Annotated in this window: 17 protein-coding genes; 5 read left to right on the plus strand and 12 right to left on the minus strand. The window is 72.9% G+C overall.

Annotated features, from left to right (window positions below):
* Positions 1-18: 18 nt before the first annotated feature.
* Entirely contained in the window at positions 19-1,431 is a 1,413-nt protein-coding gene (locus tag ACWDAK_RS07705) for a cytochrome P450 (RefSeq protein WP_344637018.1), read from the minus strand.
* 112 nt (positions 1,432-1,543) lie between these two features.
* On the minus strand, positions 1,544-2,614 hold the full coding sequence (locus tag ACWDAK_RS07710; protein ID WP_344637019.1) for an RNA ligase (ATP): 1,071 nt from the start codon (positions 2,612-2,614) through the stop codon (positions 1,544-1,546).
* A 263-nt stretch (positions 2,615-2,877) separates the two neighbouring features.
* Between ACWDAK_RS07710 and modA the strand changes: the two genes are divergently transcribed.
* From modA to ACWDAK_RS07725, 3 genes are all read left to right on the plus strand, one after another.
* Positions 2,878-3,702 carry a molybdate ABC transporter substrate-binding protein gene (gene modA, locus ACWDAK_RS07715; protein ID WP_427393244.1) on the plus strand — a complete coding sequence of 275 codons (825 nt, stop codon included), beginning with the start codon at positions 2,878-2,880 and terminating at the stop codon, positions 3,700-3,702.
* Positions 3,699-4,550, plus strand: coding sequence for an ABC transporter permease (locus ACWDAK_RS07720; protein ID WP_344637021.1), 852 nt, complete (start codon positions 3,699-3,701; stop codon positions 4,548-4,550). Before modA ends, ACWDAK_RS07720 begins: the two co-directional genes overlap by 4 nt.
* A 156-nt stretch (positions 4,551-4,706) precedes the next feature.
* The gene (locus ACWDAK_RS07725; RefSeq protein WP_427393243.1) at positions 4,707-5,771 is read left to right on the plus strand and encodes an ABC transporter ATP-binding protein; all 1,065 of its coding nucleotides are present in this window, start codon (positions 4,707-4,709) and stop codon (positions 5,769-5,771) included.
* Positions 5,772-5,956: 185 nt separating this feature from the next.
* On the opposite strand, the gene ACWDAK_RS07730 is transcribed toward ACWDAK_RS07725, so the two are convergent.
* The 3 genes from ACWDAK_RS07730 to ACWDAK_RS07740 all read right to left on the minus strand — a co-directional run bounded on the left by ACWDAK_RS07730 (position 5,957) and on the right by ACWDAK_RS07740 (position 8,453).
* Positions 5,957-6,535: an AMIN-like domain-containing (lipo)protein gene (locus ACWDAK_RS07730; RefSeq protein WP_427393242.1), complete on the minus strand. Its 579-nt coding sequence runs from the start codon at positions 6,533-6,535 to the stop codon at positions 5,957-5,959.
* Between the two features lie 96 nt (positions 6,536-6,631).
* Positions 6,632-7,414 carry an aminoacyl-tRNA hydrolase gene (locus ACWDAK_RS07735; RefSeq protein ID WP_344637024.1) on the minus strand — a complete coding sequence of 261 codons (783 nt, stop codon included), beginning with the start codon at positions 7,412-7,414 and terminating at the stop codon, positions 6,632-6,634.
* 112 nt (positions 7,415-7,526) lie between these two features.
* Entirely contained in the window at positions 7,527-8,453 is a 927-nt protein-coding gene (locus ACWDAK_RS07740; protein ID WP_344637025.1) for a hypothetical protein, read from the minus strand.
* 135 nt (positions 8,454-8,588) lie between these two features.
* Here ACWDAK_RS07740 and ACWDAK_RS07745 point away from each other — a divergent pair, with 135 nt between their 5' ends.
* A complete protein-coding gene (locus tag ACWDAK_RS07745; protein WP_344637026.1) occupies positions 8,589-8,960 on the plus strand; it encodes a YbjQ family protein in 372 nt (123 codons plus the stop codon).
* A gap of 148 nt (positions 8,961-9,108) precedes the next feature.
* Entirely contained in the window at positions 9,109-9,267 is a 159-nt protein-coding gene (locus tag ACWDAK_RS07750) for a hypothetical protein (RefSeq protein ID WP_427393273.1), read from the plus strand.
* A gap of 38 nt (positions 9,268-9,305) precedes the next feature.
* Here ACWDAK_RS07750 and ACWDAK_RS07755 read toward each other — a convergent pair whose 3' ends face one another.
* The 7 genes from ACWDAK_RS07755 to ACWDAK_RS07785 all read right to left on the minus strand — a co-directional run bounded on the left by ACWDAK_RS07755 (position 9,306) and on the right by ACWDAK_RS07785 (position 15,724).
* Positions 9,306-10,097 (minus strand): hypothetical protein, encoded by a 792-nt coding sequence (locus tag ACWDAK_RS07755; protein ID WP_427393241.1) that lies wholly within the window; start codon positions 10,095-10,097, stop codon positions 9,306-9,308.
* A 79-nt stretch (positions 10,098-10,176) separates the two neighbouring features.
* Positions 10,177-11,247 carry a 1,2-phenylacetyl-CoA epoxidase subunit PaaE gene (gene paaE, locus ACWDAK_RS07760; RefSeq protein WP_344637028.1) on the minus strand — a complete coding sequence of 357 codons (1,071 nt, stop codon included), beginning with the start codon at positions 11,245-11,247 and terminating at the stop codon, positions 10,177-10,179.
* A complete protein-coding gene (gene paaD, locus ACWDAK_RS07765; protein ID WP_427393240.1) occupies positions 11,248-11,835 on the minus strand; it encodes a 1,2-phenylacetyl-CoA epoxidase subunit PaaD in 588 nt (195 codons plus the stop codon).
* Positions 11,835-12,740, minus strand: coding sequence for a 1,2-phenylacetyl-CoA epoxidase subunit PaaC (paaC, locus tag ACWDAK_RS07770; protein ID WP_427393239.1), 906 nt, complete (start codon positions 12,738-12,740; stop codon positions 11,835-11,837). Before paaC ends, paaD begins: the two co-directional genes overlap by 1 nt.
* A 15-nt stretch (positions 12,741-12,755) precedes the next feature.
* Positions 12,756-13,049 (minus strand): 1,2-phenylacetyl-CoA epoxidase subunit PaaB, encoded by a 294-nt coding sequence (gene paaB / locus ACWDAK_RS07775; protein WP_344637031.1) that lies wholly within the window; start codon positions 13,047-13,049, stop codon positions 12,756-12,758.
* Entirely contained in the window at positions 13,046-14,029 is a 984-nt protein-coding gene (gene paaA / locus ACWDAK_RS07780) for a 1,2-phenylacetyl-CoA epoxidase subunit PaaA (RefSeq protein WP_427393238.1), read from the minus strand. The genes paaB and paaA overlap by 4 nt, the downstream gene beginning before the upstream one ends.
* A gap of 462 nt (positions 14,030-14,491) precedes the next feature.
* Positions 14,492-15,724, minus strand: a complete 1,233-nt coding sequence (locus ACWDAK_RS07785) for a M20 family metallopeptidase (protein WP_427393237.1) — start codon at positions 15,722-15,724, stop codon at positions 14,492-14,494.
* Between the last annotated feature and the right edge of the window lie 390 nt (positions 15,725-16,114).

Raw genomic sequence — 16,114 nt, forward strand, 5'->3', positions numbered from 1 at the left:
GGAGCCCGTACCGGCGCACTACTCGGTCGCCGGTACCGCTTCACGCGCCCCGCCGACGCGCTGCCGCGGCGTCAGCCGGATCCTGACCGGCCCCCGCACCTCCAGGGTGACGCCCTGGCCGAGCTGGACCGCGGCGTCCACCGTCTCCACCTCGAACGCCCGCAGGAGGACCGCGAGTCCGAGCACCGACTCCAGCATCGAGAAGTGCTGCCCGATACAGGCCCGCGGCCCACCGCCGAACGGGAACCAGGCGTACCGGTGCCGGGCGGCCTCGCGCTCGGGGGTGAACCGCTCCGGGTCGAAGCGCTCCGGCTCCGCCCAGTGCAGCGGGTGGCGGTGCACCGAGTACGGCACGACCAGCACGTCCGCACCGGCCGGGATCACCACCCCGTCCACCACGGACTCGGCCACCGAGCGGCGTCCGATCGCAGGAGCCGCCGGGTAGAGCCGCATCGCCTCCTTCAACACCTGGGTCAGATACGGCAGTTCGGCGAGATCACTCGCCCGTGGACGGCGACCGTCGCCCAGCAGCTCGTCCGCCTCGGCCCGGGCCCGGGCCTGCTCCTCGGGGTGCAGTCCGAGCAGTTGCAGCGCGAAGGTGAGCGAGGTGGAGGTGGTCTCGTGCCCGGCCAGCAGGAAGACGAGAACCTGGTCGCGCAGTTCGGCGGGGTCGAGTTGCTCACCGTCCTCACCGCGCGCGGCCGCGAGCAGCCCGAGCAGGTCGTCCGTCTCCCGCTCGCCGTCCCGTGTCCGCCGCCGGGCGATGATCTCGTCACAGACCCGGTAGAGCTCCCGCTTGGCCGCCATCGCCTGCCGGTTACCGGGGGTCGGCCAGTCGCGCGGGATGCGGACCGGCGAGAAGCCGCGCGAGACCGTGTAGTGACCCAGCAGGGGGAAGCTGCTGCGCACCGCCCTGATCGCGTCCTCCACGTCGGCGCCGAACAGGATCCGGGCCACGGTGCGCAGTGCGAACCGCGACATCTCCTCCACCGCGTCCACCACACCGTCGGCTGCTCCGCCCGCCACCGCCGTCCAGCGCTCGGCCAAGGCCTCGGCCTCCACACCGATCGCGTCCGCGTAGCCGTTCACCCGGCGCTGGGTGAACAGCGGCTGCACCAGGCGGCGCTGGCGCCGGTAGTCGTCGTCCTGCGCGGTGAGCAGACCGTTGCCGAAGCTCTCCCTGATCTCCTGGTAGATGGCGTTCTCCTTGCGGAAGTTCGCCGCCTGGGTGGCCAGTACCTGCTGGGCGCCCTCCGGTGATGAGACCAGGTAGAACTCCGCGCGCACCCCGGGCGGTCCGGCGCTGATCCGGGCCACGCCGCCGTGGTTCCGGCGGGCGTCCAGGTACACCCCGAGCGGGTCGCGGCGGAGGTCGAGCATGGAACCGATCAGCGGAAGTCCGGCCGGTCCGGGTATTCGAGTAGCAGGCATGGATGCTCCGATTGGGACGACTGTTCGCGCCCGCTCAAGCTATCCGAGCATCCGTCAGTACATAAGGGGCTCACGGGGGCGCGGCCGCGATCACGGCCGCGCCCGGCCGTACTCACTCGTACTCGGTGCCGCCCTTGCGGGTCAGGTAGCCGCCGCCGACCGCCTTGACGATCGCCCGGCCGCCCAGGACCGGGCTGTACCGCTCGGCCACCGGCCGGACCACCACGCCCTCCCTGGTGTGCAGTCGGCGGCCGGAGACCGTCTCCTTGCCTTCGGCCAGCTCCAGCACCCGAGCCGCGTCGAACGGGCCGCGCCACAACTCGGGGGCCAACGGCAGCTCACCCGCGAGCAGTCGGGGCGCGTCCAGCCAACGCAGCTGGCCGTCGATCACCACCGAGACGTCGAAGGCCGCGTACCCGGGCGGCTGTTCGGTACGGCTGGACGCCCCGTAGCCGAGGTCCTGCACGCCCTCGCCGAAGACCTCACCGAAGATCCCGACCCGGCTCGCCCCCAGCCGCTCGGCCAGCCGGGCGGCCAACTCCGGTATGCCGTAAGCCCGGACGGCGCGCCAGTACAGGTTGCGCTCGTCCTCCTTCAGCGCGAGTCCCTGTGCGCCGATCCCCTTCGAGGAGACCTGGACGGTGCCGGTGTCGGCGTGGAAGGTGAGCAGGCAGCAGCTGCCGTGCAGCTTCTCGGTGACCACCACCGGCTCGCCCGGCTCGAAGACCTCGGGGAAGCGCTTGAGGTTCTCGATGTCCACCCAGGGCAGCAGGTCCGGCGCCGACTCGACCTCGCCGCTCATCATGGTCGGCACCGGCGGCGCCCACTTGGTGATGCCGAGCAGTTCCGCGAAGTCCGTGCCCTGCTCGGCCGCCTGCGCCAGATCGACCCCGGCCAGGGCCCGGGGGCGGCAGACGATGCCCTGCGACAGCTCGCCGCGCAGCCGTACCGCCTTGACCCGGTCGGCCTTGCTGCCGGCGAGCCGGCCGGTCAGCCCCAACTCCTCGATCAGCTCCGGCGGCAGCACCGACTGCTCGGGGATGTAGCACGCGAAGTCCCCGGTCAGGTAGGCCCCCTTGGGCACGACCGCCCGGTAGAGGCCGATCTGCGCCAGCTCCAGGGCGTCCGCGTTCGGGTGCTCCAGGATGGTCAGGCGCTCGGCGGTGACCCGCAGTGTGGACATGGCGGTTTCGTCCTCCCCGTTTCGGAACGAAGTCGTCGGAATGCTCGGAAGTCGAGCGAGAACCACTCTGGCGGGCGCCCCGGACCCGGCGCCAGGGGTTTTCCGACCAGCCGGTTTGACTCTTCGCACATGCGGGCATGACCAGCGGTCGAGCCTGGCCTGTGCAATGAGACATCGGTTACTGGAGCCGCAACTGCGGCACTATGATCGCCTCACCGTACGAACTCCCGCGTCCGCCGCGGCGCGGCAGAGGGGACCGCCGAATGACCACCATCCTGCGCCGCACCGCGATCGCCGCCGTCGCCGCCCTCGCCCTCGTCACCGGGCTCAGCGCCTGCGGCAGCGGCGGTTCCAGCAACGCGTCCGGCGGGGGCGACTCCTCGTCCGCCTCGTCTGCCTCGCCGTCCAAGGTGTCGGGCACGATCACGGTCTTCGCCGCCGCCTCACTGCAGGGGACCTTCACCGACCTCGGCAAGAAGTTCGAGGCCGCGCACCCGGGCACCACGGTCAAGTTCAACTTCGGCGGCAGCTCGGCCCTCGCCCAGTCGATCGTCTCCGGCGCCCCCGCCGACGTCTTCGCCGCCGCCAGCCCGGCCACCATGAAGACCGTCACCGACGCCAAGGACGCCGCGGGCGAGCCGAAGGTCTTCGTCCGCAACACCGTGGAGATCGCGGTCCCCAAGGGCAACCCGAAGCACATCGCCTCGCTCAAGGACCTGGCCGGCTCCGGCCTGAAGGTCGCCCTGTGCGCGAAGCAGGTGCCGTGCGGCTCGGCGGCCCTGACCGCGCTCAACGCGGCCGGCGTCAGCCTCACCCCGGTCACCCAGGAACAGGACGTCAAGGCCGCGCTCACCAAGGTCGAGCTCGGCGAGGTGGACGCCTCGCTGGTGTACCGGACGGACGTCCGGGCCGACGCCGGCAAGATCGACGGTGTGGACTTCCCCGAGGCCGCCAAGGCCGTGAACGACTACCCGATCGCCGCCCTCACCAAGGCGCCCAACGCGGGCGGCGCGGCGGCCTTCGTCGCCTACGTCCAGTCCGCCGAGGCCGGGCAGATGCTCACCGCGGCGGGCTTCCAGGCACCGTGAGCCCCACCCCGCCCGCTGCCGTCGCGCCCGACCCGGCCGTCTCTCCACGGCCGCGGGCGCGGCGGCGCTCCGCGCGCATCCCGTACGCCCTGCTGCTGCCCGCCCTGCTCGGGCTGGCCTTCCTGGTCCTGCCGCTGGTCGGGCTGCTCGTCCGGACGCCGTGGAGCTCGCTGCCCACACGGCTCTCCAGCACCGAGGTGTGGGACGCACTGCGCTTGTCGCTGATCTCCGCCACCGCGGCAACCGCCCTCTCGCTGCTGGTCGGCGTGCCGCTGGCCTGGCTGCTGGCCCGTACCGACGTCCCGGGCCGCCGGCTGATCCGGGCGCTGGTCACCCTGCCGCTCGTGCTGCCGCCGGTGGTCGGCGGGGTGGCCCTGCTGCTGGTCCTCGGGCGCAACGGCATCGTCGGCCGCTGGCTGGACTCGGCCTTCGGGATCACCCTGCCGTTCCACACCTCGGGCGTGGTGCTGGCCGAGGCCTTCGTCGCGATGCCGTTCCTGGTGATCAGCGTCGAGGGCGCACTGCGCGCCGCCGACCCCCGCTACGAGGAGGCCGCCGCCACCCTGGGCGCCTCCCGGCTGACCGCGTTCCGCCGGGTCACCCTGCCGCTGATCGCGCCCGGCATCGGGGCCGGTGCGGTGCTCGCCTGGGCCCGGGCGCTGGGCGAGTTCGGCGCCACCATCACCTTCGCCGGCAACTTCCCCGGCCAGACCCAGACCATGCCCCTCGCGGTCTACCTGGCCATGGAGTCCGACCCGGAGGCAGCCATCGCGCTCAGCCTGGTCCTGCTCGCCGTCTCGATCACCGTCCTCGCCGGTCTCCGCGACCGCTGGATGGCAACGCCCTGAAGGCGGTACGGCCAAAGCCCGGGGCGCCGCCCGATCGCCCCTCCTGCACGGCCGGGCCCCGCACCGCCCCTCGCTGCACTCCTGGAGCCGCCCGGCCCCCGTGCCGCCGATCGTCCACCCGCCCCACCGAGAGCTCCACCTGACGGAGAACAGCCGATGACCCCGCCTCCCGCCCTCGACGCCCAGCTGCGGATCGACCGCGGCACCTTCCGCCTCGACCTCCCGCTGACCGCGGCCGCCGGCGAGGTCCTGGCACTGCTCGGGCCCAACGGCGCCGGCAAGTCCACCGCCCTGCGCGCGCTGGCCGGCCTGCTCCCCCTCACCGAGGGGCACCTGCGCCTCGACGGCACCGCCCTGGAGGACCCGGCCACCGGGCTGCACACCCCGGCCGAGTCCCGCCCGGTCGGCGTGGTCTTCCAGGACTACCTGCTCTTCCCGCATCTGAGCGCCCTCGACAACGTCGCCTTCGGCCTGCGCTGCCGGGGCGTGGACAAGAAGACCTCCCGCGTCCAGGCCAGGCCCTGGCTGGAGCGCCTGGGCCTGGCGGAGCACACCGAGAGCAAGCCCCGGGCGCTCTCCGGCGGCCAGGCGCAGCGGGTCGCGCTCGCCCGCGCCCTGGCCGTGCGGCCGCGTCTGCTGCTGCTGGACGAGCCGCTGGCCGCGCTGGACGCCCGCACCCGGCTGGAGGTACGGGCAGAACTGCGCCGCCGGCTCGCCGAGTTCGAGGCGGTGGCGGTGCTGGTCACCCACGATCCGCTGGACGCGATGGTGCTGGCCGACCGCCTGGTGGTGATCGAGGGCGGCCGGGTGGTGCAGACCGGGACACCATCCGAGATCGCCCGCCACCCGCGCACCGACTACATCGCCCGACTGGTCGGCCTCAACCTCTACCAGGGCAGGGCCGACGGGCACACCGTCACCCTGCCGGACGGCGAGAAGCTGGCCACCGCCGAGGAGCTGGCCGGGCCCGCCTTCGTCGCCTTCCCGCCCGCGGCCGTCACACTGCACCGCACCCGCCCCAGCTCCAGCGCCCGCAACGTCTGGCAACTGGAGGTGGCCGGTCTCGACCTGCACGGCGACCAGGTGCGCGTCGACCTCACCGGCGCACTCCCGCTCGCCGCCGACCTCACCCCGGCCGCCGCCGCCGAACTCGACCTGGCCCCGGGTGCCACGGTCTGGGCCACCGTCAAGGCCGCCCAGACCCACGCCTACCCGGCCTGAGGTCGGGCCCCGGTCGCCCGACCAACCGGTCAACTTCCGGCACCGAACGTCACATTTCATGCGCGCTTGGTAGTTGTCGACACGGGCGGGAGGTGCGTGCACCGACAGACGCGCCTCCCGGCGGCTGCCCCGTGGCAGCCCCCAAGGCGTCCGGCTGACCGTGAACCGCCGGGGGCGGTTCACGGTCAGCCGGTGGCACCCCAGTCGTGGGCCACGTCCACGACCAACCGGTCGTCGAGCTGGAAGACCCGGAACGGGAGCCGGGCCCGCACACCGACGCCCAGCTGCGTGTAGCCCTCGAAGCTGCCCGCGAACTGGGCGTCGGTGAAGGCGCGGTAGCCCGTGAGGTCCACCCCGGGCAGCGGCTGCCCGACCCGGCCCGGGTAACTCGGCTTGCCGGCGCCGAAGTCCATGGCGGACGCGTTGAGCACGACCTCGAGGACGGCCCCGCCCTTGACCTGTATCGGCGTACCGGAGCCCTGCTGGAGCAACTGGTCCACGTACTGGACGTGGTAACCGACCCGGCGGCTGTCGGAGGCGCCGGGCACATCGAACACCAGCCGGTCGTAGCAGGGGTTCTGCCCGGTACGGATGTTCACCAACTGGTTCGAGGTGAATGAGGAGTCGTTCTTCGGCAGACTGCCCCAGCCAGCCGCGCACTGGGCCGCCGCGGGCCGGGTGGCCGCCGAGGCCACGGCCGGTACCGCCGCCGCCCCCGCCACCGCGAGGGCGAGTGCCACGGGCACCGTGGTCCAACGTCGCATGTTCCGTCTCCTGGATAGAGGTGGATATCCCTTTTCCGGAAATACGCGCACGGACGGTCGCGGGTTGCACGGATCGGCTGATCAGTTGACTCTTCGTCAGCTCTCCCGCAGCGCCGGATGTTCGGCGACCACGGTACAGCTCCCGGGGGCGATCTCCGTGAAGCCCGCGTCACGCACCACCGGCAGGCCGCCGCCGGCCAGCCGACCCCAGTCGGCGGGGCTCGCAGTACGGACGGCGAGCGGGAACCCGGCCTCGGCCCACTCCTTGCGCTGGGTGTCGTCCAGCCGCCACCAGGCCAGCTGGGCGGCGTGCCCGGTCTGCGCCATGGTCTTGCCCGCGCTCATCTCCAGCTCGGGGTTGAGCCACAGCACCGGGACCCCGGGCGCGGGTTCGGCCGGAGGCTCGACGTCGTCGAGATCGGTACCGGAGACCTGGAGCTTGGCCAGCTCCTTCGGCCAGCCGTCCAGCGGGATCGGCGGGAAGACCCGCACCTCGGCGCTCTCCCCCGCCACCGTGATGCCCGGCAGTTCGCTCGCCTTGCGCCACTCGCCGCCCCTGGCCCGCCGGACCACCTTGCGGATCCGGGCGTCCTCCCAGGCCGCGACCCGCTCGGCCCACTCCCCTTCGGCGGCGGTGACCCGCTCGTCGGCGAGCAGCGCCAGCACCGCGCGCGCCGAGGTCTCCAGCGCGTCGGTACGCCCCGGCGGGGTGGCCCGCTCCAGCCGGACCAGCAGTGGCAGCACGTACTGCGGGCGGTCGTCGCGGGGATCGGCCGCGGCCCGCTCCGGCTCGGCGAGCGCGCTACGGCCGCCGTCGTTCGGTTCGACGGCGGCCGGGGTGTCGGCCGCCAGGTTGTCGGCTTCGTTGGCTGAGGTCACCTCACCAGGATGCCAGGCCGCCTCCGCTCTCCCGCCGGGCCCCCGGGCCGCCCCGGGAGGGCCGGCGCGAGTCCGCCGGATCAGTGCCGACGCCGTTCAGCGGCGACGCCGTTCAGCGCCGGTAGCCGCGCGCGGGGTCGCGCTCCTCCGCGTCCTCGTACGGCAGGAACCAGCCTTCCGGGTGGGTGGCGGCGAGGAGTTGATCGGTGCGGTCGGTGGTGTCCAGGTCCGGGTCGCCGTCGTCCGGGCCGTAGACGCCGAACAGCTCGTCCACGCAACCGTCCCAGTCGTAGTCGTACAGGTCCACCGGCAGGTCGCCCATCATGTCGGCGACCGCCTGCGGCTGGGCACCGAGCAGTTCACGGGCGTCCACCAGGGCCAGCCGCAGGGCCAGTTCCTCGGCGAGGCAGCGCGGCAGCGGCCACTCGCCGAGCGCCAGGTCCTCGGCCAGGTCGTCGAAGGTCCTCGCCAGCGCGCGGCGCCAGCTGCGGTGCATGCCCCAGGTCCGGCGCGGGAGGCGGGCGAGGACGGCCCAGTCGTGCTCCTCCTCCTCGATGACCGGCTCGTCCTCGTGCTCGTCCAGGTCGTCGTAGGCGGCGTCGGCCAGGGTGATCAGCTGCGTGTGCAGCAGGCACGCGGTGCGCGGGGTGAGGGTCCAGTCGCCGACGGCTCCGCCGCTCTCCTCCGCCTCCAGCGGGAAGAGCTCCGCGAAGTCGGGGGCGAAGTCCTCGGTGACGCTGATCTCCAGGGTGCCGCCGAGCGCCTCTACGCCGGGGATGGTGGAGACCAGCCGGTCCGGATGGAGCAGCGCCCCGAGCGCCGCGTTGGCGTCCTCGGAGACCTCGCGCAGCAGCGCCGCGCGCTGGCCCTCCGGGTCCACGCCGTCGAAGTCCAGGTCCTCGACGACCGCCCGCGCGGCGGCGCGCAGCGCGGGCCAGTCGGTGATGCGGATACCGAGAACCACGGTGGCCTCCACCTCCGGCACTCCGGAGTCCTCCGCCGCGCCCGGCCCCTGTGGATGATCGTTTCGCTCGCCCATGGGGCTACCGTACGGCTTTTTCGGGTGGCGGTTCACCGGTGCAGTGAGAGGATCTTCTGCCTGTTCCGAAAGATTGTCCGCCCGTTCGGCCGTGTCCTCGGCGTGGCGTTCCACCCGGTAGGACAGGATGGCGGTATGAGCAACATTGCAGAGTACGGCGGCGGGCAGGAGCAGGGCTCGGCGGTCCTGGTGGTCACCACCAACGACGTCCCCGGGTACCGGGTGGACCGGGTGATCGGCGAGGTCTTCGGCCTGACCGTGCGCAGCCGCCACATCGGCACCCAGATCGGCGCCTCGCTGAAGTCCCTGATGGGCGGTGAGCTGAAGGGTCTGACGAAGACTCTGGTGGACAGCCGCAACCAGGCGATGGAGCGGCTGATCGAGCAGACCAAGGCGCGCGGCGGCAACGCGGTGCTGGGCATGCGGTTCGACGTCACGGAGGCGGCCGACCTCGGAACGGAGATCTGCGCCTACGGCACGGCCGTGGTGATCTCCCCGGCGTCCTGACCCTGACTCGTCCGGAGAGGGTGCTTCCCGCGCGGCAGCACCCTCTCCGCTCGTCCCGGCCCGTCCCGGGACCTGGCGAGCTCGCCAGGAACCTCCCCGGCCAGGCGCGATGTGGGAAGGAATCCGCCGCAGCCGATGTTTCATTGGCGTGATCCGGGCCACCGCCGACCCCCGCGTCCACCTGGACGGCTACGGCCCCTCGACCAGCACCGTGGGCGCGAACCGGGCCGGACGGGCCGCCGTCAACGCCATCGTGAAACCGCTCGGCGAACCGTCCGGTGCCAGGGTCGAGGTGCAGCCCTCATAGCGGTGCGGCCGTCCTGACCGGGCGTCTCGGCAGCGGCGTCAGTTGTGCACCCGGCCGATCACGGCGTTGACCAGCGGCGTGAGCCGGTCCTCCAGATGCTGGAAGTCGCCGCTGTGGCCGTCGGACCACTGGGCCATCCCGACGAGCATCGCGTTCCCCATGCCCGCGAACTGCTGGACCAAGCCGCTGTCGGCCGGCAGCGCCCGCAGTCCCGAACCATCCGGGGGAAGCTGGACCGCCACCTGGAAGTCGGTGGGGTCGGCACTGAGCGCCATCGTCACGTGCACCGCGTCCACCGGGTCCTTCATGGTGAACAGCGCCAGGTTGTACTCGTTGTTGTCGGCGTCCTTGTAGTACGCCAGGTCGACGCCGAGGCAGCCGTGGCTCTGCGTGATCAACCCTGCCAGGGTGGGCCCGACGGTGTCCGCTCCGGTGCACTTCGGGTTGGTGGTCTCGGCCACCCGCGTGAAGCCCTGGACCTGGTCCGGAAAGACGGAGAGCGGCACCGTCGCGGTTGCCAGGGCCATCGTGGACGGCGCCCCGGAGCGGGCCGCCGGGGCGTGGGCTGTGGCCGTCGGCGCGGGCGCCGCCGTCTGCCCCACCGGGTGGGCCGACCAGGCCAGGTACGCCACCAGGCCGACCGCGACCGCCAGGCCGCCCAGAACCGCCACCGGCTTCAGCCAACGCCGCCGGTGCTGCGGCGCCTGTGCGGCCGCGGTCTGCCCGGCGTCCGTGCGTTCAGCCGCGCTGGGCTCCCGTATCGCGTTGTTCTTCTCGAATTCCCTGACGAACTCGTCCCACAGCTCGTCCCCGGTCTCACGTTCGGTCACGGCGGAACCCTAGTGATCGTCAGGCCGGTTGGAAAACCGGGCCCGGCGGGGGCGGACCGGGGCTCGTCGACGCGGCCGGTCAGCGGTCGAAGTCGACGGTGACGCGGTCGGAGACCGGGCGGGCCTGGCAGGTCAGGACGTAGCCGGCGGCCACCTCCTTGTCCTCCAGGGCGAAGTTGCGGCGCATGGTGACCTCGCCCTCGGTGACCAGCGCCCGGCAGGTGCCGCAGACGCCGCCCTTGCAGGCGAACGGCAGGTCGGGCCTGGCCCGCTGGGCCCCGTCCAGGATCGAGCGGTCGCGCGGGAGGGCCAAGGTGCCCGAACGGCCGTCCAGAACCACGGTGACCTCGCTCGACGCGCCGTCCACCGCACCGTCCTCGTCCACACGCTCGGCGACCGGCTCGTCCTCGGCGTGGAACAGCTCCTGGTGCACCCGCTCGGCGGGCACGCCCAGTTCGGCGAGCAGTTCCTTGGCGCCGGCCACCATGCCGTAGGGGCCGCAGAGCCACCAGTGATCGGTGTGCTCGACGTCCACCAGGGCCTCCACCAGGGCCCTGACCCGCTCCGGATCGAGCCGCCCGCTGAGCAGCTCGGCGTCACGGGTCTCCCGGGAGAGCACGTGGAGTAGCTGGAAGCGGCCGAGGTGGCGGTCCTTCAGATCGGCCAGCTCGTCGGCGAACATCACCGTGTCGCTGCGCCGGTTCCCGTAGAGCAGGGTGACCTCCGAGCCCTCGTGCGCGGCGAGCACCGAGCCCGCGATGGACAGCATCGGCGTGATCCCCGAACCGGCCGCGAGCAGCACATGCCGTGCGGGAACGCCCAGTTCGGGGCTGAACAGGCCGGACGGCGGCAGTACCTCGACCCGGTCACCGACCGCCGCCTCGCGCACCAGCCAGCGCGAGAACAGCCCACCGGGCACCTCCCGGACGGCGATCCGCAGCGGTCCGCCGACCGGCGAGCAGATCGAGTACGAGCGGCGCTCGTCCGCGCCGTCCACGATCCGGCGGAGCGTCAGCGTCTGGCCCGGGCGGAACGCGAACTCGGGGGCCAGCTCCGGCGGCACCTCGAAGGTGACCGCGACCGCGTCCTCGCAGAGCGGCTCCACCGCCCCGATGGACAGCTCGTGAAAAGCCGGTCGGCGGACGGACATTCAGATCTCCTTGATCCGGTCGAAGGGCTCACGGCAACTGCGGCAGCGCCAGAGCGCCTTGCAGGCGGTGGAGCCGAAGCGGGACAACTCCTCGGTGTCGGCGGAGCCGCACTGCGGACAGTGCACCGACCGCCGGGTCGGCCCGAGCCGCAGCACACCCGGGCGGGCGGGCCCGGGCTGCGGTGGGGCGATCCCCGCCTCGGCCAGCTTGCGGCGGCCGGCCTCGGTGATCAGGTCGGAGGACCACGGCGGGTCGAGGCGCAGCCGGACCCGGACCTCCGGGTAACCGGCGGCGCGCAGCCGGGCGTCCACGTCGGCGGCCATCTCGGCGACCGCCGGGCAGCCCGAGTAGGTCGGTGTGAGCCAGGCCGTGACGGTGCCGCCCGCCTCCTCGACACCGCTCAGCACGCCGAGGTCGGCCAGGGTGAGCATCGGCAGCTCCGGGTCGGGCACGGCCGCCGCGATCTCCCAGGCGGTTCCCGGACCCGCGGTACCGGCGGGCGCGGTGTGCGTGGACGTTGCGGTCGCAGGCACGGTGGTCGCGGACGCGGTGCGCTGCGCCGGGTCGTGGCGCGAGGTCGCGGTCATCACCAGGTCGCCCCCGGGTGTGCGCGGGCCACCACCTGCAGTTCGGCGAGCAGCGGGCCGAGCGCCTCGGTGTGGACGCCGTCGCGGCCGGCCCGTCCGCCGACGTATGCCAGCTGCGGGGCCTGCGGCACGGTCAGCCGGGCCTCGGCGATCACCTCGCCGAGCTCCCTCAGCACGCCTTCGCGCAGCTCCGCCGGATCCACGCCGAGCCGCAGCTCCACCGGGTGCGGGGTGAACAGTTCCTCGAGCAGCGGCCAGAGGGCGTCCAGCGCCGTCTGCATCCGCCGGGCCGAGTACTCGGTGCCGTCGCCGAGCCGCAGCGTCCAGGCGGTGGCGTACTCGCGGTGGTAGGCCAGTTCCTTGACGCCGCGCGCCGCGACGGCCGCCAGCACCGGGTCGGCGTGGCCGCTGAGCCGCTGGTAGAGCGCGTGGCGGGCGGTGGCGAAGAGCAGCAGCCGGGCGACGCAGTGCGCGAAGTCGCCGTTCGGCGTCTCGACCAGGCGGACGTTGCGGAACTCGTGCTCCGCACGCCAGTACGCGTAGTCGTCCTCGGTGCGGCCGGTGCCGTCCACCTGGCCGGCCCGGGTGAGCAGCAGGCGGGCCTGGCCGAGCAGGTCGAGACCGAGGTTGGCGAGTGCGACCTCCTCCTCCAGCTCGGGGGCCCGGGTGCACCACTCGGTCAGCCGCTGGGCCAGGATCAGGGCGTCGTCGCCGAGCATCAGACAGTAGGTGCCGAGGTCGCTACCGTCGATCCCCGGCGGCAGCGCGGTGTCCACACCGAGCAGCGGGTCCGCGAAGCCCGTCCCGTACGCCCAGCGGGCCTCGCCCTCGGGCTCCGGGGACGCCTCGGAGAGGGTCAGGTAGACGTGGTCGTCGGTGGCTGACGTGCTGGTTCCATCGGTCATGGCGTGTGCTCCCCGTCAGATGTGCGGGACATCCTCGGGGATGTCGTAGAAGGTCGGGTGGCGGTAGACCTTGTCACCACTGGGGGCGAAGAACGGGTCCTGCTCGTCGGGGGCGGAGGCGGTGATGGCGTCCGAGCGGACCACCCAGAGGCTGACGCCCTCGTTGCGGCGGGTGTAGAGGTCGCGGGCGGCGAGCAGTGCCATCCGGTCGTCGGGGGCGTGCAGCGAGCCGACGTGCACATGATTGAGGCCGCGCCTGGGGCGCACGAACACCTCGTACAGCGGCCAGTCGGCCTTGGTCCCGCTCATCGTCCTGCCCCTTCGTCCTCGTCCCGGTGGTCGCCGGCCCCGCCGGCCCCGGCTTCCGCTCTGCGCTTTGCCGCGTACGCGACGGCCGCCTCGCGCACCCAGGCGCCGTCCTCGTGAGCGGCGCGGCGACGCTCGACTCGCTGGGTGTTGCACGGACCCTGGCCCTTGATCACCTGCTTCAGCTCGGACCAGTCGGGCTCGCCGAAGTCCCAGCTACCGCGCTCCTCGTTCCAGCTCAGGGCCGGGTCGGGCAGGGTGACGCCCAGGTGCTGGGCCTGCGGCACGGTCATGTCGACGAATCGCTGCCGCAGCTCGTCGTTGGTGTGGCGCTTGATCCGCCAGGCCATCGACTGGGCGGTGTTCGGTGAGTCGTCGTCCGGTGGGCCGAACATCATCAGCGACGGCCACCACCACCGGTCCACCGCGTCCTGCACCATCCGGCGCTGGGCGTCGGTGCCGCGCATCAGCGTCATCAGCAGCTCGTAGCCCTGCCGCTGGTGGAAGGACTCCTCCTTGCAGATCCGCACCATCGCCCGGGCGTACGGGCCGTAACTGCAGCGGCAGAGCGGCACCTGGTTGCAGATCGCCGCGCCGTCCACCAGCCAGCCGATCACCCCGACGTCGGCGAAGGTGAGGGTCGGGTAGTTGAAGATGGACGAGTACTTCTGCCGGCCCGAGATCAGCTTGTCGGTGAGCTCCGCCCGGTCCACCCCGAGGGTCTCGGCCGCGGCGTAGAGGTAGAGGCCGTGGCCCGCCTCGTCCTGCGCCTTGGCCAGCAGGATCGCCTTGCGGCGCAGCGAGGGGGCCCGGGTCAGCCAGTTGCCCTCCGGCTGCATCCCGATGATCTCGGAGTGCGCGTGCTGCGCGATCTGCCGGACGAGCGTCGCCCGGTAGGCGTCCGGCATCCAGTCCCGTGGCTCGATCCGCTGCTCGGCGGCCACCACCGTCTCGAAGTGCCCCTCCAGGGGCTGATCGACCATCTGCGGTGCCGACACTGCACCCACCTCCCGACTGACCGTTCGGTCGGCACCATTCTGTGCGTCGAGCCGAGGAATGACAAGAGATGGCGATCACCGGTGGTCTGCCCTGGCGTGATCTACGGCGTTCTGCTGCGATTTGCCATGGTCTGCCGCGTTTGGCAAGCGGTCGTTTGGCAACGACGGCTTGGTGATGGCCTGCGGTATTGGAGCAGGGAATCGGTCGCCCGACCACTTCGAATGGCGGGCCGAGTACCCCGGGGTGCGGCTCTGCTTGATCAGCTGCGTGCGCGACGACCGCGACGGCCCGCCGCCACGGTGGTGCAACGCCACTCACTCACGCAGTTGGTCAAGCGGAGCCTCACCCTCGGAGCAATGTCCGGCCGTCTCCGCGGCCGAACGACTGCCGCCGACTTCCGCAGGCCGCCGCCTCACCGCACGGCCGCCTCCGGGCAGCGGCGACGGCTACGGCCGCTCGCGCAGCCGGGGCAGCGGGACTGCGAGCAGCCCTGCCAGGAGGGCGATGCGCGGGGCGAGTTGGTCCACCCGGATGTGCTCGTCGCGGGCGTGCGGACCGGCCCCGACCGCGCCGAGGCCGTCCAGGGTCGGCAGACCGCGCGCACCCGCCAGGTTGGTGTCACCCGCGCCACCCGCCGGAGCACCGTCCAGCTTCTGGCCGAGAGCCGCGGCCAGCGACCGCACGTGCCGCAGCAGGGGGTTGCCCGAACGCTCCGGCCAGGCGGGGCGGCTGGAGAGCACCTCGGTCCGGACCCGGGCGCCCGGACGCAGGGCGGTGAGGTGGGCGAGGGTGTCGAGGGTGTTGCGCTGGGCCTCCGCGGTGGCGAAGCGCAGACCGAGTTCGGCCTCGGCCCGGCCGGCCACCACATTGGCCCTGGTGCCGCCGGTGATCCGGCCGGCGTTGAGTTCGGTACCCGGAAGCCTGGCGAGACTGCGCACCGCGACCAGCTGATCGACCAGTTCGTCTACGGCCGAAACGCCCTCGGAGGCGTGGTTGCCCGCATGCGCCTCACGGCCGGTCACGGTCAGCCGCACTCTGGTGCTGCCGCGCCGCGCGGTCTTGAGCCGGCCGTCCGGGTGCGGCGGCTCCAACCCCAGGACGGCTGCGGCCCCCGGCAGTTGGCGCTCCACGAGCTTTCGTCCGTCCGGGCTGCCGACCTCCTCGTCAGCGACCACCACCAGCCGGACCGGCCGGTGCGGCCGCTCGCCGAGATCGGCCAGCAGCGCGAACGCGCCTTCGAGCAGTGCCAGACCGGCCTTCATGTCCAGTACACCGGGACCACTGAGCAGTCCGTCCTCCTCCTGGACCGGCCAGTCCTGGAGCGTCCCGACCGGCCAGACCGTGTCGTGGTGGCCCACCAACAGGAGGTGCGGCAGGGTCTCGTCCCGGCCGGCCCAGGTGAGCAGCAGATGGTCACCGGCCGGCCCAGGCTCGCGACGGACCTCGGCCCCGGTGGCGCGGAAGCCGGCGGCCAACTCCTCGGCCAGGACGTCCAGCCGGGGTGCGTCTCCGGACGGCGACTCCATCCCGGCCAGATCGACGCAGCGGCGGCGGACCGCACCGGCCAGCGTACGGGCACGGGCGCTCAACGCCTGCGGAAGTCCGGGCAGCGCGGCCGTGCCGATGCACTCGCCGGCCGCTGCGGTGCCCTCGGTCCCGGCCGCGACACCGGCCGTCATCCCGGCCGTCGTCCCGGCCGTCGTGCCAGTCGTCGAGCCAGTCGTCGTGCCAGTCGCCGCCCCGGCGGTAGCCCCAACTGCCGCTCCGGGCACCGAAGGCCGTAGGACTGCCGTACGAGCGGACGATGCCGAGACCGCTGCCGTGGCGGCGGTGACCACGGCGGCACGGGGCGCTATCGGGCTCGAACTCGCGGACTTCGGGGCGGCCGCGCGCGCACCGCCACTGTCGGCCCCGCCGACCCGAACGCCTCGGGCACCGACCGGACGCGGGTGTGCTGCCGCGTACGCGCTCACGGTCTGCGGCCCGGCCGGACGGGAACTCCCGGGCCGGACACCCGAACCGGCCCCGGGTCCGGACTTCGCACCGGAACCGAAGCTCCCACCGGCACC

The organism is Kitasatospora sp. NPDC001175 (genome assembly GCF_053598215.1).